We start from the raw sequence: 18,805 nt of genomic DNA, 5'->3' as shown, positions 1-18,805 counted from the left end.
AAAACTATGCCAACACTACATCAGAAGTGAAATAAAAGGAGAAAATGACGAAAAAGAAGGGAAAGCCCTTCTTTTTTGCTTTAGAATAGCCTTGATATGAGATATTCTACAGTTGTGCTTTTCTCAAAAAACCGCTATACTGAAAAGGTGGATTTTCCTTATCAGAGGGGAGGAGAGAAAATAATACATTATTCACAAGAGGAAATTTATTCTTGAGTTCGAATACTATGTCGCTTTCTTTCTATCTCTGGGGTATTCGTTTTTTCACATTGATGACACTTATCGCGTGGCTCGGCGTTGTTTTTTTCTTCGACCCGCACCAGACCGGATTTATCGGACTTGTCATTTTTTCCCTCAGTCTTTTTGTTTTTTTGACGGGTATATTTCTCCTTTTTGTCATTTGGATATACCGAAAAGGGTTGGGAGATACGGCAACAGCAGAAAATCTGGCAGGAGCATTCCGACAATCTCTCTTGCTTTCCCTTTTCGTGATGGGAATAGTTTTTTTTCAGTACAATGATATTCTGCTCTGGTGGGATGCACTCTTGCTTTTTGCGGGTATGCTTCTTGTAGAATTTTCATTCAGACGTTTTATAAATAATAAAGATGAATAAGAGCAATATAATTCCTTCCAAATGAAATCTATGGCAAAGAAAGAACAAGCAAGCTACGGCGCAAAATCTATTCAGGTGCTCGAAGGACTCGATCCTGTGCGTAAGCGTCCAGGTATGTATATCGGAGGGACTTCTCTTGATGGACTTCATCATCTTATCTGGGAAGTAGTGAACAACTCTATTGACGAAGCGATGGCAGGGCATTGTACGGATATTGTTGTGCGACTCTTGCCAGATAACTGGGTAGAAGTGAAAGATAATGGACGTGGTATACCAGTAGAAATCCATCCTCAGACCAAAAAATCAACACTGGAAACCGTCATGACGGTACTTCACGCAGGAGGAAAATTCGGTGGTGAGGGCGGATACAAAATTTCTGGAGGATTGCACGGTGTCGGTGTGTCTGTTGTGAACGCTTTGTCTGCTATTACCAGAGTTACTGTCGAGCGCGAGGGGAAAATATGGGTACAAGAGTATCATCGTGGCAAACCAGTAGCTAATGTGAAACCTATCGGGAAATCCAAGAAAACAGGAACAACTGTCGCTTTCCAAGCGGATCCAGAGATCTTTCCAGAAAGAGTGTACTCCTGGAACAAAATCCTCGAATATCTCCGTTATCAAGCATTTCTGACCAAGGGCATCCGTATCAATGTCGAAGACTGTCGTGAAGCACACGGTGACGAAGAAACATACAAGATCAAACGACACAGTTTTTATTTCGATTCTGGTATTGTTTCATTCGTCAAATTTCTCAATAGAAGGAAAGAAGTGAAGAATCAGACGCCAGTCTACATCGAAAAAACAATGAACGATATTTATGTCGAAGTGTCTTTCCAATTTACAGAAGGTTTCAAAGAACATCTTTTTTCTTTCGCAAACAATATATTGAACCCAGGTGGTGGTACGCACGTCGCTGGTTTCAAGATGGCTCTCACTCGTGCAATGAATGACTATGCCAAGAAAAATAACCTGTTGAAAGAAAAAGAAGGATCATTTACTTCGGAAGATTTGAGTGAAGGACTGACAGCGGTTGTCTCTGTGAAGCTCGCCAATCCACAGTTTGAGGGTCAGACAAAAGATAAGCTCAATAACAATGAGGTACGTGGTGCGGTATCATCAGTGACGACAGAAGGACTCAATGAATATCTCGAGACTCATCCAGGTGATGCTCGTGCCATGATCGATAAATGTCTCCTCACTGTGAGGGCTCGTATTGCTGCTCGTGCTGCCAAGGACGCTGTGCTTCGCAAAGGAGCGCTCGAAGGAATGACTCTCCCAGGAAAACTCTCTGATTGTACCACTCGTGATGCAGAGCGTTCCGAAGTCTATATCGTCGAAGGAGATTCTGCAGGTGGATCAGCCAAACAGGGACGAAACCGTGAGTTTCAGGCTATATTGCCACTCCGAGGAAAGCTCGTAAACGTCGAAAAAACCAGTCTCGACAAGGTAGTAAAGTCCGATACATTGAAACCAATCATTATTGCTCTCGGTGCGGGTATTGGTGAGACATTTGATGCTACGAAACTCCGCTATGGCAAAGTGATTATTATGGCCGATGCCGATGTCGACGGATCTCATATCCGAACATTGCTTCTGACATTCTTCTATCGTTATTATGAGCAATTGATTCGTGATGGACATATTTTTATCGCGCAACCACCGCTCTATCGTTTGCAAAAAGGCAAAGACGTTCGTTATGCGTATACCGAAGAAGAGAAACTCCGTATTGTAGAAGAAATGAAGCAAGCTATCCTCGCAAAATCAACGGCCAAAAAAGGCAAAAAGGAAAAGAAGACAGAAGAATCCGAAGAAGAGGTAGGAGTGGTCTTGGTAGAGAATGCAGGAGAAGCAGGCAATGCGAGTGGTATTGCACTCCAGCGTTACAAAGGTCTCGGAGAAATGAACCCAGAACAACTCTGGGAAACTACGATGAATCCTGATAATCGTATTATGCTCAAGGTGACCATCGAAGATGCTGAGGCTGCCGATGAACTGTTCGATATCTTGATGGGAAGTGAAGTGGAACCACGTCGTCGCTTTATTCAGACCTATGCCAAAACTGTGACAAACTTGGATATCTAAGAGAAGATAACAGATGAGTGATGCATGATGCGAGATGAAGAAAAAGAGAGAAAAAAGAGGAATGAAAAAGAGCTCTACCAGTTGGCAGAGCTCTTTTTTGATGATTCGAAACTATTTCTTGTTTCCAAGAATCTTGAACATTTTAGTGCCACAAACGGAACACAAGCCTTTCATAGCTTTGCGACCATTTTTCATTTCTACTTCTTCAGTGTCCTTCATTTCTCTTTTTTCTTTGCATTTCATGCAATGTCCTGTCGGTACGATAATTTCTTCAGTCATAGGAGTATTTCCTGTTAATGGGTTACGACTTCCTCTAGTATACACGTTTTCAGGAAATAGCCAAATTCGATCGTTTTCTGGAATCGAGAATATGTATTGAATTTTTCTCTTTATTCTTCAAGATTGGGAAGGAATATCATCTTTGGATGAAGCATAAATGAAAGTAAAAATAAAAATATTTTTATGAGACATTTTGATTAGGGGAAGGGGATTTTTCGTGATATAATACTTTTGTTTACGTGCATTTTTCTTGAAAGGGAATTGACGATTTTTGAGAATAAAAATTTCTTATTTTTGGTATCCAGAGTATTTTTTCATGACTCTTCTCAAACAAAAAATAAAAAAAGAAAAAACAGTATCTACGTCTCAGAAGAGATCTGTTTCTTCTCGGAAAAAAACCGAGATTCTTTCTAAAAAGAAAGTGAAAAAATCTTCTTCTCCTCCGCGAAGTGTTGTCTCAAAGAAGGATATGTTTGAGGTGAGTTCTGACCGTATGTACCGTGTCCGAAATTGGCTTACCAAGACCACGCAATCTCCTCAGAGTACAAAATATATTCAACAGCCTTCATCGGGACAAATTCCATCACTGGTACGCGTAGCCGGTATTTTGTTGAAAACTCTTTGGCAAACGTTTTTTCTCATGGCTTTTTCAATTTTCCGTACTTCGAAACAGAAGAAAAATAAGATAGTGATTGAAGCGGAAAGTCTCGGAGAATTCTTGGAAACATACACTGTTGCCTCAAGAAAAAGTCACGGAACAGCCTATTGGCGACGGAGACATCTAAGTCTTTTTAGTGCCTTTGTAGGAAAGCATACCGTATTTTTGAGTAAAGTAGCCTGGATGTTTTCTTGGAGAAGTAGTGTTGTGGCACTGGTCGCAGTACTTGCCGTGTATATTACTGGGATGAATGTGTCTGGTGCGCCTTATGCTCGTACGATCACAACAGAAACAGAGTGGGGGCTTGGAACAACAACCGATCTTTCTCTCAAAAGTGCTACCGATGCAATACAGCTCGCCTCCGATGGAAGTTGGTCAGCTCGCACCTGGTCCGTACCGCCTGATACCGTGTCCGCTGGATCGAGCTCGATATTTCTCGGAAACGATCTTTATGTCATGCGAGGATTGTCCGATAAGGCGTTTTGGAAGTACGACTCTGTTTTAAACGAATGGACCGAGCTTACCGACCTGCCATTTCCGGCATACTATGGAGCAGACATGGTGGCTGACAGTACCAATAACCTGATTTATATTATTTTTGGTGGTTTTTCGAAAAAATTCTATTCGTATGATGTGGTGACGAACACGTGGACAGAATTGCCAGAACTACTCGATACCCCGTGGACTGGTGCGAGTATTGGGTTTGACGGAACCAACCCCTATGTGTTGCGCGGGAACAATAGTACTGACTTTTGGAAATTTAATGTGGCTCTTAACGAGTGGCAGAGTCTCGCACCAGTTTCGTTGACAGTTTCTGCAGGAGCTAATCTTGTGTATGGGTATGATGGAAATTTCTACACACCACGCGGAGCCAACCAACTCACATTTTATCGTTACAATATCGCCAGTAATACTTGGAGCACTCGAACCAATATCACGACTGGACAGAATTTCAATGGTGATGAGAAGGGCGCCTACGCCAATGGCTATATTTACTATGCACGCTCAGCTAATACGACAGGTTTTCTCCGCTATGATATTACGGGCAATAGTTGGACGGTGCTTGCTACAACGCCAGCCGGCGCCAATTTTACCTCAGTTGCCTTCAACGCCAATGACAACATGCTTTACATGCTTCGTGGCAATGGTACGTATGATCTTTGGAAATTCGATCCGACTCTCGGCGCCACAGGGGATTGGGTAGGGCCTCAGCAGGTGATGAACAACACCATTACCATGGGCACGGGAAGTGACCTCATCTGGAACGGGGTAACCGGTATTGGATCATATGTTTACGCGGTACGTGGAGGAACACTCAATTTTTATCGATACGATGTGACTGCCAATACATGGTCAGCGATGGCCAATCTGCCTGCTACTGTGACGTATGATACGACGTGTACGTACAATGTTGGGTATATCTATTGTCCTCGCGGTATTAATACCACGACATTCTATCGTTACACAGTCGCATCCAATACCTGGGCGACAGTGACCGCAGTTCCGGCTACGGTGGGGAACGGTGGGAGTGCTGCCTACAACACTTCAACTAATCAGGTGTATCTGCTCCGTGGTAATGGCACGTCCAATTTTTACAGTACTGATGTAGCTGTCGGTCCATGGGCGACACTTGCGAATACAGTCGTTGATGGAGTGACGTATAATGTCAGTGTTGGCGGAAAATTGATTTCTGACGGTACTAACCTCTATGCCACTGTCGGTGACGGTGAAACAGCTTTTCTGAAATATAATACGGTTGGTGCAACATGGTCTACTCTTTCTCCAACGCCGTTTGCTCAGTATTATGGTACGAGCTTGACGTACGCAGGTGGGAAAATATACGCTCTGGCTGGGTATTACAAAGACGAAACTTGGGAATATACGATAGCGACAAACACCTGGCGGATGCTGCCATCGAATCAAAAGTACTTGTATGGCCGCGGTCCCTATAACGGGGCTGATATTGAATATGCTGGTGGTAATTCTTTCTATGCTCTCACAGGACAAGGAACGACTGATATGTGGAGTTACACATCTGGAACGAACAACTTTGTTAGTACGGGAAGTTATGTGAGCGAGGCGCTCGATTTGGCCCAGGCGTCAGACTGGGTTTCGTTTGTGGTAAATGACACGGTGCCAGCCAATACGAGTGTTGTTTATGAGGCCCGTACGAGTACGGATGCGAGTTCCTGGTCAGCATGGGAGGCTGTAGTCGGGACTACAATTGCCTCACCAGCTCAGCGGTATATCCAGGTACGGATTACGCTTGCGACCAGTGATGGAGTGAGTACTCCGACGGTCTCAGACTATACGATTACCTATAACAATTCCGATACGCCACCGACCAATCCAACGGCTGTTAATGCTTATTCGCAAATCATGAGCGGGGTGACACTGACATCTGGTCAGACATATTTGTATGAACATCCATACTTTTCATTCTCTGGAGCAAGTAGTCCAGAGGCGGGAGTAGATGGATACTATGTGTATTTTGGGACGAATAGCAGTGCTGATCCAGTGATCGATGGATCATTTCAAACGAGCACGACCTATGAGGTCAATGTGGCTCTTACTGCCGCTCCCTATTATCTTCGGATTAAAACCAAGGATAATAACGGAAATGTCAGCGCTTCTGCATATGCGGCTTTCACCTATGTTTATAACGGGGTGACGCCCGCCATCACTGAGACCAAGACGACCCAAGCTGGCTTTGCGGCTGGGACCCTCTCCAATGTGTCGGCGACTGATGTCACTGATGCTCTCAGGCTTTCGGCCAGCAGTGGGACGGGATTTTGGAACCAGTCGCGCATGACCAACGCTCCAGCGGGAATGTATTATGGTAGTGACAGTGTGCAGGTGAGTTATGCCGGCAGTGACTACATTTTCGTTTTGCGCGGCGCGAACACGACCGGATTTTATCGGTATGATTTGACCAACGATATCTGGACCGCTATGGCGGTGACACCAGCTACAGTCGGGTATGGAGGGTCCATCGAAGCAGGGCCGGGTGACGTTTTGTATGCTACTCGAGGAGGGAATACCCCGACTTTTTGGAAATATGATATCGCGCTTGATACCTGGAGTGCCGTGTCGAGTGCCCCGAAGAACTTTTATATCGGAGGATCGATCTCGTATGATGGATCGCACTATATCTACGGTCTTCCGGGAAGTGATGACGCATTCTACCGCTATGACACGACGACTGATACGTGGAGCGCTCGCGCCAACGCACAGTTTGGAAACCCAAACACCGTTGATGGTCAGCTCACGAATTATGATTCGGATAGCGTCTACGATGGACGGAACAACATCTATGTCATGCAGGGGAATTACTATCCGTATTTTGCCAAGTATTCTATTGCAACTGATGTGTCGCACAGTGAAACCGCTAATACCTGGACAGTGCTTGCTTCGGCGCCCACAGGAATCTATACCGGAGGGAGTCTTGCTTATGATATGAACACGGGAAGCGTGTTTTTAACAAGAGGAAACTGGAAAAATAATTATTACAAATACGATGTTTCGCTCAATAGTTGGTCACAATTGCCTGATACTCCAGCAACTTTTGATCAGGGGGCTTCACAGATAGCCTACAACGGATATATTTATGCGCTTCGTGGTGCCAACACTGCCAATTTTTATCGCTATAATATTGCGGAGGCCTCATGGGAGGTTCCAACCAAAGGATTTTTTGGTCCGTCCATTCCTGGTGGGAGTAGCTATTTTCAATTTTGGTACGGTACCTTTGCCGTGGCCGATGAAAGTGATAACCTCTACATGATCCGTGGCTATTATGATAACGCCTTTGTCCGGTACAATGTGACGACCGGAACGACGACCGAGATGGCGCGACTTCCGGTGGGTGCCTGGGATGGATCGAGCCTGGTATACGTTGGCGATAACAACGAGATTTACTATTCTCCGGGGGCGATTCGAACGTCGCGGAGTGGAGCGAGTAACTACTTCTATAAATATGATATCCCGACTAATACCTGGAGTGAAATCACGACGGATCGTCCGCCAATACAGGTTGGTGCCGGTTCGAGCATGACCTATGATGGCAGTCGTTATATCTATCTGACACGCGGGGCGGGCCAGACCACCTGGTGGCGCTATGATCTGGATGCTATTGCCGGGTCTCGCTGGTCAGCATTGTCTACTGTGGGCGCACCAAGCGTCACAACAGGCGGTGAAATGGTTTACAATGGTGGATATATTTATTCTATTCGTGGTGGAAATGCCTGGAACTATCGCTACGATATCACCGCGGGGACATGGGCTACCCTGCCAGCATTGCCAGCTACTATCAGCACTGGTGGCAGCATCGCCGACGGTCAGGACGGATATATTTATACGACTCGTGGAGCTAACACTTCCAATTACTATCGGTATTTATTGGCTGATGGTCTGGCAGGAACGTGGGAGTCCGTGACGGATGTCCCGGCCCAGGTCAATATCGGTGGTTTTCAGAAGCATACGAGCAATCGCAACTGGGTGATAGCTGGTAACGGCACCAACTCGTATCCTGATGGACTCTATAGTTATGTAGTGAGCTCGACGGGGAATGGAACAGGATTTCAAAAGACCGGAACCTATACGTCGGAAGCGCTGAATCTTGTCTCAGTGTATAAGTGGGCAAACTTTTCGGTGAATTATACGTTGCCAAATAATACTTTTGTTACTTTTGAAACAAGATCATCGACTGATGGAGTTACCTGGGAAGATTGGGTAGCTGTTTCGAATGAACAGGTTTTTGGGACGAATCATTTGTTCAAAATCAATTCTACTCCCGATGGGTATATCGAAGTTCGAGCTAATCTGTCTTCATCAGATCGCATTTTTTCACCACTCATTACTGATTATAGGGTGAGTTACTATCAGGACATCACCGAGCCAACCAATCCGAGTGCTGTGAGCGCTTATACAAATGTCGGGAAGACAACTGCGCTCACGACCGATACCTGGTACAATCACACGGCCCCGTATTTCGAGTGGCCTGTTGTCGATGCTCTGAATGGCGCTACTGATGGTGTTGGTGGATCAGGTGTGGCTGGGTATTATGTCTATTTTGGTACGGATAGTAATGCTGATCCAGTGACGTTTCAGACGACCAATAATTATACGGCTGGAAGTTTATCGGCAGGACAGACATATTATTTGAAGATTATGACCGAAGACAATGCTGGTATGATAACTACAAATTCATATAGTGCCTTTACGTATAAATTTGATAATATCGCTCCAACCAATCCAGCGATTATTTCGGTCAATCCAACAGGATATACAGCAACGGACAATTTCGTTTTTACTTGGTCAGGAGATGCAACTGATACTTTCTCAGGTCTTTCTAAATTACAGTATCGCACCGACGGTGATATAACGGATACTTGGACTGATATTGTGAATCCCGCTGATATTACTGTCACACTGCCGAATGTTGGTCATATTGTGGGAGCCTATCAGTCTGGTAAGAACAAATTTTATCTCCGTACGGTAGATGGTGCTGGCAATGCCTCGACAGCACTGTTACAAGAATATTATTACAGCGCAAGCGCTCCGACACCACCACAGAATCTGACAGCAACTCCGACAACTTCGACTGCCAACTCTTTTGCCTTCTCCTGGTCGAGTCCAGCGTCTTTCGCAGGAGACGAAGCAGCGATTGTATATCATTATTCCGTCAATGTCCTCCCAACAGCGAATAATTCTGTTTCAACTACTCTCAACGCCGCTGGTCCGAGTGCTTTTGCGACTCAAAAAGGTGAAAACTTATTCTTCGTAGTAGCTGAGGATGAGTCAGGAAATATTGAATACGGAAATTATGCTGTAGTGTCATTCAATGCTGATACGAGTAATCCTCCTATCCCTGGGACGGTACAGATTTTTGATACTTCTGACCGAGAAAATTCGAAGTATGGTATTGCGGTGAAATGGGCAAGGCCAGACGGTATCGATGCTGCCAACTTTGATGGTTTTGTCATTTATCGTTCCGAAGACAATGTGACTTTTACAGAAATTGCCAAAACAACAGGAAGCGCGTATGTCGATTCAGGAGAAATACTCCTTGCCTCGGGTGATACGACACTGGAGAGTAAGTTGTATTACTACCATATCAAATCCAAAGACAAGACGAGTAACTATTCCGCTGCTTCGTCGACGGTCTCGATTATTCCAACAGGAAAATATACGACGGCACCGAAACTTGTTGGAACCCCGAGTTACACCACTCAATCTTTTCAGGCTACTTTCAAATGGGCGACAGATCGCGTAGCAAGTTCTTTTATCGAGTATGGGAAATCAATTTCTCTTGGAGAAACTACTGGACAGGTAGACTCGGTTACGACACACGAAGTATTGGTCAAAGGACTTGATGCTGGGACAAAGTATTTCTATAGTGTGAAATATATCGATCCAGATGGGAATATCGGGACATCCAATGTCGATACTTTTACTACGCTCGACCCACCCGTGATTTCTGATGTGACTGTAACTGACATCGGTCTCAATACCGCCTATGTCAACTGGACGACCAATGTGAGTGCGACTTGTACGCTCGACTACGGTGCCTATAGCGTAGAAGAAACATCTGCTGGTTCTGGACATGTGCAGAAAATTGACAAACTCCAGCCCGCTTCTGATTATCAGGCTCAGATAGAATGTGTTGATGGTGATTTGAATACCTTCTCATCGGATCAATATTCTTTTAGTACACCAGAAGAACCAGTAGCATCAGAAGTGACGATAGAAAACAAAGAAAATGTAGATTTGCCGACCATCACTATTGCTTATGACACGAACGTTCCGACATCGACTCTGGTATACTATAGAAAGGGAACAGAAAGTAGTCGTACGTATTTGAACGAAGAATTGGTCACTGAACATACCGCCGAAATATCAGACCTTGATCCAGCAGTAGAATACATCATTAGTGTGACTGGAGATGACCAGTATCATATTCAAGCGAAACCGTATGAGCAGAAGATTACTACTCGTACCGACTCTCGACCGCCCAAGATTCTTTCAAACAAATCGATGGGACGTGTTTCAGGTCGAGGTAATAACGCTCAGGCCAATGTCTATATCAAGATTGAGACCGATGAGCCATCTCGAATACACGTAGCATACGCCAAGGGGATCGTGACCAAATCATTTGAGCAATCAACAAATGATGATGTCCTGAATACTTATCATCTCATTACTATTCCAGCTGCAGCAGGGGATGTCTATAGTTATCAGGTGGATGTGACTGATGAAGCGGGTAACAAGACGGTGACGGATGCAGTAACCGTACCAGTAGAACAATCGAAAGCCAACGCGACAGAAGTCATCACGAAAACCTTTCTTAATAATTTTGGTTGGATAGGTCAATTGCAATTTGGAAATTAGTAAATTGTGTCAAAAGCAATATGTCTGAAGAGAAAGACATTGTTATCAGAGTCAAAGATCTCAAGAAATCCTTCCATGTTGGAGATCAGGATATTCCTGTGCTTTATGGTATCAATTTGGAAGTGTATAAAGGTGAATTTATTCTCCTAGTAGGTCCTTCTGGTTGCGGAAAATCGACACTCTTGCATACCATTTATGGTCTAGAAGGTCCTACTGAAGGAACGGTGTTTATCGGTGAAGAAGATATTTGGAGTAAGAATAAAGATTGGCGCGCGAACTTTCGTAATAAATACATCGGATTCATTCCGCAACAACCATTTTGGATTAAATCTCTTTCGGTTATAGAAAATATCGCTATCCCTGGTGTGATCGCTGGTAAAACATTTAGTGAAAGTATTCCTCTGGCTGCCAAGCTTATTGAATTGGTTGGTATGGGACAGTGGTCCGATCATCGTCCATATGACCTCTCAGGAGGACAGCAACAGCGTATCGCTCTTGCGAGATCGCTTCTTCTTAATCCGAAATTCCTTATTGCCGATGAACCGACAGGAAATCTCGATATGAAAGCTGGTGAAGTACTAATGACACTTCTCAGTAATATTTCAGAGCAGTTTGGTATCACTATTATGATGGTGACACATAACGTCGATCAATATAAATTTGGTTCACGTATTGTGAATATGATTGATGGGAAAATCACAACCGATGTCATCAATCAGCATTCCATTAGTCAAATGGAAAAAGATATGAAAGAATTATCATGAATGAAATAGCTATAAAAAATAAAGCCATAGCTCCGTCTGTTCATCAGTTTGATGGAAATTCTTCTGAAGCGAACGCAGTTGATATGAAAAATTTTTTTCATATGCGTTTGTCCTCAGTACTCTTCATCGGGTATCGGAATATGTTTTCGAATCGTCTACGATCAGTACTGACAGTCGGCGGAGTCGCTATTGGTATTGGTATTATCACCTTACTTATATCGCTTGGGTTTGGGGTGCAAGGGATGGTTATTCATGAAGTGACAAAGAACAACCCAAGCAATATCATTGATGTGAGTAATAAGAGTCTCGAAACTTTTGTTTTACTCGACAAAGGAGCATTGGAAAAGATTCGAAATATAGCCGGAATAGATCAGATCGAAATTCGTACCAGTATCGGTGGAAAGTTTTTCAATGGTGAAACACAAACTGACGTGGTTATGAATGCCGTAAGTCGACATTATCTCGACCTCGCACGTTCTGACATTGACCAAGTGACTCGTGAAAAAATTTTTACTGAACCAGGCGCAATTCTTATCACGCCCAAATTGGCGACATTGTTGGGATACGAAAATCCTCGTGATAGTATCGGGCAACGCATAGAATATACGAGTGTCGTGACGAATGATATGTTGGGTGATATAGAAGACGGATCAACAGAACGCACCAAGCGTGAAGATGAAAATATGCTTGTTATTGCCGATGTCATAAGGGATCCTCTAAAAGATGAAGCGGTATACGCTCTCGTTTCTTTTGATGAGGTCCGATCTCGGTATGGAAATATCGCCGGTCAATTTGGTAAAGTGCTCGTTAAAAACGAATCAATAATTGAATCGGTGCGTCTTCAGATTGAACAGACCTCATTTGTGACAGAAAGCGTGACAGATACTATTGCCGATATCAATTCATTTTTCTCTATTGTGAGAGCAATTCTCGTCGTTTTCGGAGTGATTATCATGTCTATTTCTGCGATGGGGATGCTCAATACACTGAGTATCTCGCTTCTGCAACGAACCAAAGAAGTGGGTATTCTGAAAGCTCTTGGCGCAAAACGACTCGATATCTTCAAGATGTTTATTTTTGAAGCATTTCTCATTAGTTTCCTAGGAGGAGCGATGGGCCTTATATTCGGATACGGAGTGGCCAAAGGTATCAATGTCGGTATCAACGCTTTGTCAGGAAAATATGGTGTTGCTCCGACGTCTTTCGTGGAGATGCCAACAATTTTTGTTATCTCCATTATCATATTCATTTTCTTTCTTGGGCTGTTCACGGGCCTTTTTCCTGCTATGCGAGCTTCGAAAATCCATGCTTTGGAAGCTTTGCGATACGAATAATGATTTTTTGTCTTTCTCATGTTTTCTTGACCAAGCCGGTTTCTTGTGGTACTCTATGGGGACTACAGCGTGATTGAGAGACGGTGTTTTTTGAGAAATGATTGCTTGCTGAGTCGCATAAGAGAAATATGTTGTATGAAAATGCCACTTGAAAATCTGCAATCTATCATCCGTTGCCCGGTATGTAATAAGAAATACAAGCCGGCCAAGATGCTTGTGCTCGATGAAGATGAGAAACGTACGACACTCCATCTTTCTTGTACGGATTGTGGAGCGTCCTCGATGGTTTTTGTGTCGATGGGGCAGATGGGTGTGGTGAGTCTTGGTATTCTGACTGATTTGGAGCAGAGCGAGGCGCGCACTGTTTTCTTGAGTGAGACGGTATCATCAGATCAGGTTATCGAAGCGCATCAATTTTTGAAACAGTATACGGGCGGTGTAGAAATATTTATATAAGTATAATTTCGAATAATAGTGAAGAAGTATATGTCAGAATTTACATTACAAGTGAAGTCACGAGAAGAAGCAAGTAAAGATTTGTATACCATGCGCAAGCAGGGATCAATACCAGCAGTTATGTACGGTCACGGTACAACTCCTGAAATGTTTTGGGTGAACTATATTGATTTCTCCAAATTGTATACCAAGGCTGGTGAAAGCAGTATCGTAGAAATCATTCCTGAAAAAGGAAAGAAGTCCAATGTTATTATTCAGGATGTCCAGCTCGATCCACTGTCGAGTCGTTTCTCTCATATCGATCTTTTTCAGGTACGTATGGATGAGAAACTCGAAACACACGTTCCTCTCGAATTCATTGGTGAAGCACCTGCAGTGCGTGAAATGGGTGGTATGCTTCTCAAACCAGTAGAAGAACTCTTGATCAGTTGTCTTCCGAAAGATCTGCCTCATACACTTTCTGTCGATCTTTCCTCGTTGAAAACTTTCGAAGATCATATCCAAGTCAAAGATATGAAGATTCCTGTTGGAGTGGAAGTGCTGACAGAAATGGACACTACTGTTGCTCTTGTGGAAGCACCACGTACCGAAGCCGAATTGGAAGCATTGAATGAGAAAGTCGAAGGTGATGTGACTAAAGTCGAAGGTGTTGTCAAGGAGAGTGCTCCTGTCGAAAATGCGGATGCTGACAAAAAAGCTCCAGCAAAGAAATAAGCAACTCGAAACATTTATCTCACAAGAAAAGCCGACTCGTACGATGTGAGTCGGCTGTGTTTTTTATTGAGAAGAGTTACGAGGGAAGTATCACTTTTTTTATTTCTGGAAATACTTCTTCTATTTTTTTCAGATTTTCAGGAGAAAAATTATGAAGTACATACTGATGGATAGACGGACAAGCACCTTCTTCTACTGCTGGTCTATCAATACCGAGACGAATGCGGAAAAAATCTTGAGTGCCAAGTTTTTCGATGATATCAGAAACGCCATTGTGTCCAGCGCTTCGTGAGGAATGTGTCTGTTTGTATGCTCCGATGGTGATATCGAGATCATCATGAATAACGATGATGTCGGCAGGAGAAAGTTTGTAGAATTGGAGTAGGGACTGTACGGGAGTGCCAGAATTATTCATAAATGTCGTTGGCTTGACTAGGAGTATTTTTTCCCCGTCGACACTACCGGTACTGATTTCTGCAGACATTTTTTTATCCAATACAAAGGATTCGAATTGAAGTGCTTGCCTCAAGAAATCCACAAACAAAAATCCAGCGTTATGCCGAGTATGTACGTATTCTTTTCCTGGATTACCGAGTCCGATGATAAGTTTCATAGTTTTTGAGAGTAAAGAGAGCAAATATTTTTTATTATAAGAATAAGCAATCTTTGAGAAAGAAGGTTAATTCTTTTTCTTGATTTTTTCTTGAGGAGCAATCATCTCTGGAAAAACAGCATCATCAGGAATCTCTCCGACACTTTTTTCTTCATCATACGCCAGTGCTTCACGGATATCTTCACCGAGAGTGATAACGAAATCTGATGTTGATGATTTTTGTTCCAAAAGGTTTTCTGAAGAATCCTCTTTCTTGAGAGAGAACTTTCGTATGAGTTCGTCGAGACTATAGGGCTTGGACATCCCTGTTGTGTCTTGTATTATACTCTCTTTCTCTTCTGTGTTCAAAACACGAGATGAAATAATGTTTACAGACTGAAATCCTATCGTCTCGAGAAGATCTTTCATTTTTTCCGCAAGAGCAATCTCTTTTATTGGCACAATGATCGTTACTGTAGGGTCTTCTTCTTGAATCATTTGTTCTCGTGTGTGTAGAGTATCGAGATCGAAAAGGTGTTCACTCACATCCTGGATTTCACTCCAGTTTCCGATACGAGGAACCAGAATGAACATCGCGGTTGGACCAACCTGGATATGAGAAACACGGAGCAAACTGTCCATTTTCCAAGCATCGATGACAACAGAAGTGATGTTTTTTGTATCGAGCGTTCGCACCAACTGAAGAAAATGTTCCATTTCCTCGAGAGACATATCTGTCTGTACGCTCTCACCCAAAGCATCGAGGAGATCGCGAACAGCAAAGAAATTGAAGGCGGTTCCTAAGGAGAAAGCTTTGTCTCGGATGGTTTGAATGACCTGTTGTTGTCTCTTTGCTCTTCCAAAATCTCCCTCTGGATCATTGTGTCGTTCTCTCACATATTTGAGTGTTGTCGCGCCATCGAGTGTCTGCCATCCTTTTTTTATCTCGAATGTCTCATAGCTATAATTCTTTCCTGGGTAACGAGGATCATAGAAATCTCTGACAACATCAATCGAAATACCACCAAGTGCATCAACGACTTTTTCAAATCCATCGAAGTCCAACACAAAAGAATAGTGAATTTTTTGATGAGTGATTGTCTCAACAGAAGTACGGAGCGGTGTGATACCGGTATCGTTACTGATTCCATATTGATACAGAGAGTTTATTTTGATGAAGAGTGATGTTTCTGGGATCGGGACATAGAGATCTCGGGGGAGTGACAAAAGAGCCACTTTCTTTTGCGTGGTATCGATACTCATGAGCATTACTGTATCAGTGAGATTTCTTCCTGGATACTTCTCTCCTGCGCGACCAAGGAGAAGAATATTAATGCGTCCATTGTTTTTGCCATCAAGAAGAGTGTTATCACGTGTGATGAAGCTGGAGGCGAGATGCTTTAATTCTGTCAGAAATGAAGGGGACGCTGTATTATCGAGTTGAATTGTTCGTCCAATAGAAATACCTTTGGAGAACAAAAGAAATGCGACAAGTGAGAAAAAAGTAAAAAATAAAGCAAAAAAGATCATGACTGGTTTTTTCCACGAATGTCTCGGACGGTGTTTTTTGTGTGAGAAATCATAAAAAAGCTCAGGCGCTGTGATTTGAGGTGCAGAAACCTCCGTCTCATGAGGCAAAAAAAGAGTTTTTTGAGAGGGAATGAGGGATTTTTTTGAATGAGAGTGTTTTTGGAGACTATCCATATTTTTTACTTTTTCCTTTATCAGAGGGATTTTTTACTCTTGCAAAAGGGTGGAAAATCTGTTAGAATATCAATGTTTTATCCTTGTTCCTTTCAGGGGAGAAGGGGTCCGTAGTTTCTTTATCTTGTGTCCAATCTCGCAAAAATATGAATGACGTTGTGAAAAAAAATCCAGAAGAAGGCGAATATCTCGGTATTGGTGAGCTTATTTTTGAAATGGTCAAAGTGTTTCTTTTGGCTCTTGTCATCATTATACCCGTTCGCATCTTTTTATTCCAGCCATTTTTCGTTCAAGGTTCCAGTATGGAGCCGAACTTCCATGATGCTGAGTATCTTGTTGTGAGTGAATTCGGATACAAAGAAACCGCTATCAATCTGACAGATCTCATCAATTTTTCTGTTCGTCCGTTTCGTTCAATCGATCGACAAGATGTTGTCGTGTTCCGTTACCCAAAGAATCCGGAGCAGTTTTTTATCAAGCGTGTTATCGGGCTACCAGGAGAATCGGTTGAGATTCGACAAGGAAAAGTGATTCTCTATACTCTTGATCGTCCAGAAGGATATGTGTTAGATGAGAGTGCTTATCTTGATGCAAATATACTGACTGAAGATATGAAGAAAACAGAAGTGGGTACCGATGCATATTTTGTGATGGGAGATAACAGAATGTTTAGTTACGATTCGCGTGCTCTCGGACCTATCAAAAAAGATAAAATAATTGGTCGTGTGCTTCTGCGAGCGTGGCCGATGGACAAACTTTCATTGTATTAATTCGTCAATCTTTTAAGAGTACTGTTATGTTGAAGAAAAAAGCGGTTACTGGCAAACCTTCTCAGGCATTGAAGAAAGAGAGCGAAAAGAAAGGAATAAAAAAAGTTACCAAAAAGAATGTTGGAGTAAAGAAAACGAGTGCTGGGAAAAAAGTTGAGGAAAAAATTCTTCTTCAATCTCTTCGTGGTATGCGTGATATTTTGCCTGAAGATCAGCCATATTGGGAGCGTGTACGACGAATACTCACCCACGCATCGCAGGAGTATGGATTTCAGCGTATCGATACACCGTTGGTAGAATTTGAAAACTTATTCACGAGACTGATCGGTACGAATACAGATATTGTCGAAAAAGAAATGTACACATTCACGACTCGTGGAGGTGACAAAGTAGCATTGCGTCCAGAGTTTACAGCGGGTATTGCTCGAGCATATATCCAGCACGGTATGAATATTCTGCCAAAACCAGTGAAACTCTTTTCGGTTGGCCCAGTGTATCGGTATGATCGTCCTCAAGAAGGTCGTTATCGAGAGTTTTGGCAGGGAAACTTCGAATTGTATGGTGAGAATGATCCGATACTTGATGCCCAGACACTCCAACTCGCATATCGCGTTGTCCAACAATTGGGACTTAAAAACATAGAGTTTCAAGTGAATAGCATCGGTGTTCCAGAATCACGTCGTGAATATGAGAAGGCACTGGTAAGGTATCTGGAAGCACAGAGAAGTAAACTGTGTCAGAATTGTCGAGAACGATTGACGACGAGTCCGATGAGAATACTCGACTGCAAAGAGGACAAATGTATTCAACTCACTTCTCAGGCTCCTCAGTCTCTCGATTATCTTGATGAAGAATCGCGAGATCATTTCAAACGCTTACTCGAATATCTCGATGAACTCGAGCTTCCATATACTATCAATACTCGACTCGTGCGAGGATTGGATTATTATACGAAAACAGTTTTTGAAATCTGGTCAGGAGACAAGGATGGAAAGAAATATTCTCTTGGTGGTGGTGGACGCTATGATCGCTTGATCAAGACGATGGGAGGAGAAGACACCCCTGCAATCGGATTTGGTCTTGGTCTCGATCGCATTATCCTTGAGATGAAACGTACCCAGGTGAAGCCGTACCAGGAACCAAAAGCCAAGGTGTTTCTCGCTCAACTTGGTGAAATGGCCAAGAAGAAAAGTCTCAAGCTCTTTTCTGAGCTCGAAAAGAATAGTATTCTTATCGCGGAGAGTTTCGGAAGAGGAAGCTTGAAATCTCAGATGCGTGTCGCAAATCGTCTGGATGCAGAAGTGACCGTAATTATTGGCCAGAAAGAAGCGTTGGATGATACAGCTATTGTCAAAGATATGGTTTCAGGAACGCAAGAGACCGTCACCCATGAACGACTCGCTGATGCCGTCAAAAAAATTCTCAAAGCAAACCAAGATCTCAAGGTATAGG

12 protein-coding genes are annotated in these 18,805 nt (G+C 43.1%); 9 read left to right on the top strand and 3 right to left on the bottom strand.

Translation table 11 applies throughout. The annotated features are described in order from the left end of the window. The first annotated feature begins 227 nt into the window (after nt 1–227). Nucleotides 228–614: a hypothetical protein gene (locus PHH40_03235; GenBank protein ID MDD2766750.1), complete on the top strand. Its 387-nt coding sequence runs from the start codon at nt 228–230 to the stop codon at nt 612–614. A gap of 30 nt (nt 615–644) precedes the next feature. After that, nucleotides 645–2,696: a DNA topoisomerase (ATP-hydrolyzing) subunit B gene (gene gyrB, locus PHH40_03230; GenBank protein ID MDD2766749.1), complete on the top strand. Its 2,052-nt coding sequence runs from the start codon at nt 645–647 to the stop codon at nt 2,694–2,696. A 111-nt stretch (nt 2,697–2,807) separates the two neighbouring features. Here the strand turns inward: gyrB and PHH40_03225 are convergent, their stop codons facing one another. Then, entirely contained in the window at nt 2,808–2,975 is a 168-nt protein-coding gene (locus PHH40_03225) for a DUF5679 domain-containing protein (GenBank protein ID MDD2766748.1), read from the bottom strand. Between the two features lie 469 nt (nt 2,976–3,444). On the opposite strand from PHH40_03225, the gene PHH40_03220 reads away from it, so the two are divergent. From PHH40_03220 to PHH40_03200, 5 genes are all read left to right on the top strand, one after another. After that, nucleotides 3,445–11,019 carry a hypothetical protein gene (locus PHH40_03220; protein ID MDD2766747.1) on the top strand — a complete coding sequence of 2,525 codons (7,575 nt, stop codon included), beginning with the start codon at nt 3,445–3,447 and terminating at the stop codon, nt 11,017–11,019. Between the two features lie 20 nt (nt 11,020–11,039). Further along, the gene (locus tag PHH40_03215) at nt 11,040–11,783 is read left to right on the top strand and encodes an ABC transporter ATP-binding protein (GenBank protein MDD2766746.1); all 744 of its coding nucleotides are present in this window, start codon (nt 11,040–11,042) and stop codon (nt 11,781–11,783) included. Continuing rightward, nucleotides 11,780–13,117, top strand: a complete 1,338-nt coding sequence (locus PHH40_03210; GenBank protein ID MDD2766745.1) for an FtsX-like permease family protein — start codon at nt 11,780–11,782, stop codon at nt 13,115–13,117. The genes PHH40_03215 and PHH40_03210 overlap by 4 nt, the downstream gene beginning before the upstream one ends. Nucleotides 13,118–13,252: 135 nt before the next feature. Continuing rightward, a complete protein-coding gene (locus PHH40_03205) occupies nt 13,253–13,573 on the top strand; it encodes a hypothetical protein (protein ID MDD2766744.1) in 321 nt (106 codons plus the stop codon). A gap of 30 nt (nt 13,574–13,603) precedes the next feature. Continuing rightward, nucleotides 13,604–14,287: a 50S ribosomal protein L25 gene (locus PHH40_03200; GenBank protein ID MDD2766743.1), complete on the top strand. Its 684-nt coding sequence runs from the start codon at nt 13,604–13,606 to the stop codon at nt 14,285–14,287. A 76-nt stretch (nt 14,288–14,363) separates the two neighbouring features. On the opposite strand, the gene pth is transcribed toward PHH40_03200, so the two are convergent. Both pth and PHH40_03190 read right to left on the bottom strand, forming a co-directional pair. Beyond that, nucleotides 14,364–14,900, bottom strand: coding sequence for an aminoacyl-tRNA hydrolase (gene pth / locus PHH40_03195; GenBank protein ID MDD2766742.1), 537 nt, complete (start codon nt 14,898–14,900; stop codon nt 14,364–14,366). Between the two features lie 66 nt (nt 14,901–14,966). Next, nucleotides 14,967–16,583 (bottom strand): LCP family protein, encoded by a 1,617-nt coding sequence (locus PHH40_03190; GenBank protein MDD2766741.1) that lies wholly within the window; start codon nt 16,581–16,583, stop codon nt 14,967–14,969. A gap of 146 nt (nt 16,584–16,729) precedes the next feature. Between PHH40_03190 and lepB the strand changes: the two genes are divergently transcribed. Beyond that, a complete protein-coding gene (gene lepB, locus PHH40_03185; GenBank protein MDD2766740.1) occupies nt 16,730–17,353 on the top strand; it encodes a signal peptidase I in 624 nt (207 codons plus the stop codon). A gap of 26 nt (nt 17,354–17,379) precedes the next feature. Further along, nucleotides 17,380–18,804 (top strand): histidine--tRNA ligase, encoded by a 1,425-nt coding sequence (hisS, locus tag PHH40_03180; GenBank protein MDD2766739.1) that lies wholly within the window; start codon nt 17,380–17,382, stop codon nt 18,802–18,804. Nucleotide 18,805 lies beyond the last annotated feature (1 nt).

It is taken from the genome of Candidatus Moraniibacteriota bacterium, assembly GCA_028688415.1.
GTDB lineage: Bacteria > Patescibacteriota > Minisyncoccia > Moranbacterales > UBA1568 > UBA1568.
This window is presented reverse-complemented; position numbering and strand designations above follow the sequence as displayed.

Bases quoted from the DNA above. Each gene is read 5' to 3' on its own strand.
- PHH40_03190 (MDD2766741.1), bottom strand. From the start codon at position 16,583: ATGGATAGTCTCCAAAAACACTCTCATTCAAAAAAATCCCTCATTCCC.
- PHH40_03225 (MDD2766748.1), bottom strand. From the start codon at position 2,975: ATGACTGAAGAAATTATCGTACCGACAGGACATTGCATGAAATGCAAA.
- hisS (MDD2766739.1), top strand. From the start codon at position 17,380: ATGTTGAAGAAAAAAGCGGTTACTGGCAAACCTTCTCAGGCATTGAAG.
- lepB (MDD2766740.1), top strand. From the start codon at position 16,730: ATGAATGACGTTGTGAAAAAAAATCCAGAAGAAGGCGAATATCTCGGT.
- PHH40_03200 (MDD2766743.1), top strand. From the start codon at position 13,604: ATGTCAGAATTTACATTACAAGTGAAGTCACGAGAAGAAGCAAGTAAA.
- gyrB (MDD2766749.1), top strand. From the start codon at position 645: ATGGCAAAGAAAGAACAAGCAAGCTACGGCGCAAAATCTATTCAGGTG.
- PHH40_03205 (MDD2766744.1), top strand. From the start codon at position 13,253: ATGAAAATGCCACTTGAAAATCTGCAATCTATCATCCGTTGCCCGGTA.
- PHH40_03220 (MDD2766747.1), top strand. From the start codon at position 3,445: ATGTTTGAGGTGAGTTCTGACCGTATGTACCGTGTCCGAAATTGGCTT.
- PHH40_03210 (MDD2766745.1), top strand. From the start codon at position 11,780: ATGAATGAAATAGCTATAAAAAATAAAGCCATAGCTCCGTCTGTTCAT.
- PHH40_03235 (MDD2766750.1), top strand. From the start codon at position 228: ATGTCGCTTTCTTTCTATCTCTGGGGTATTCGTTTTTTCACATTGATG.
- PHH40_03215 (MDD2766746.1), top strand. From the start codon at position 11,040: ATGTCTGAAGAGAAAGACATTGTTATCAGAGTCAAAGATCTCAAGAAA.
- pth (MDD2766742.1), bottom strand. From the start codon at position 14,900: ATGAAACTTATCATCGGACTCGGTAATCCAGGAAAAGAATACGTACAT.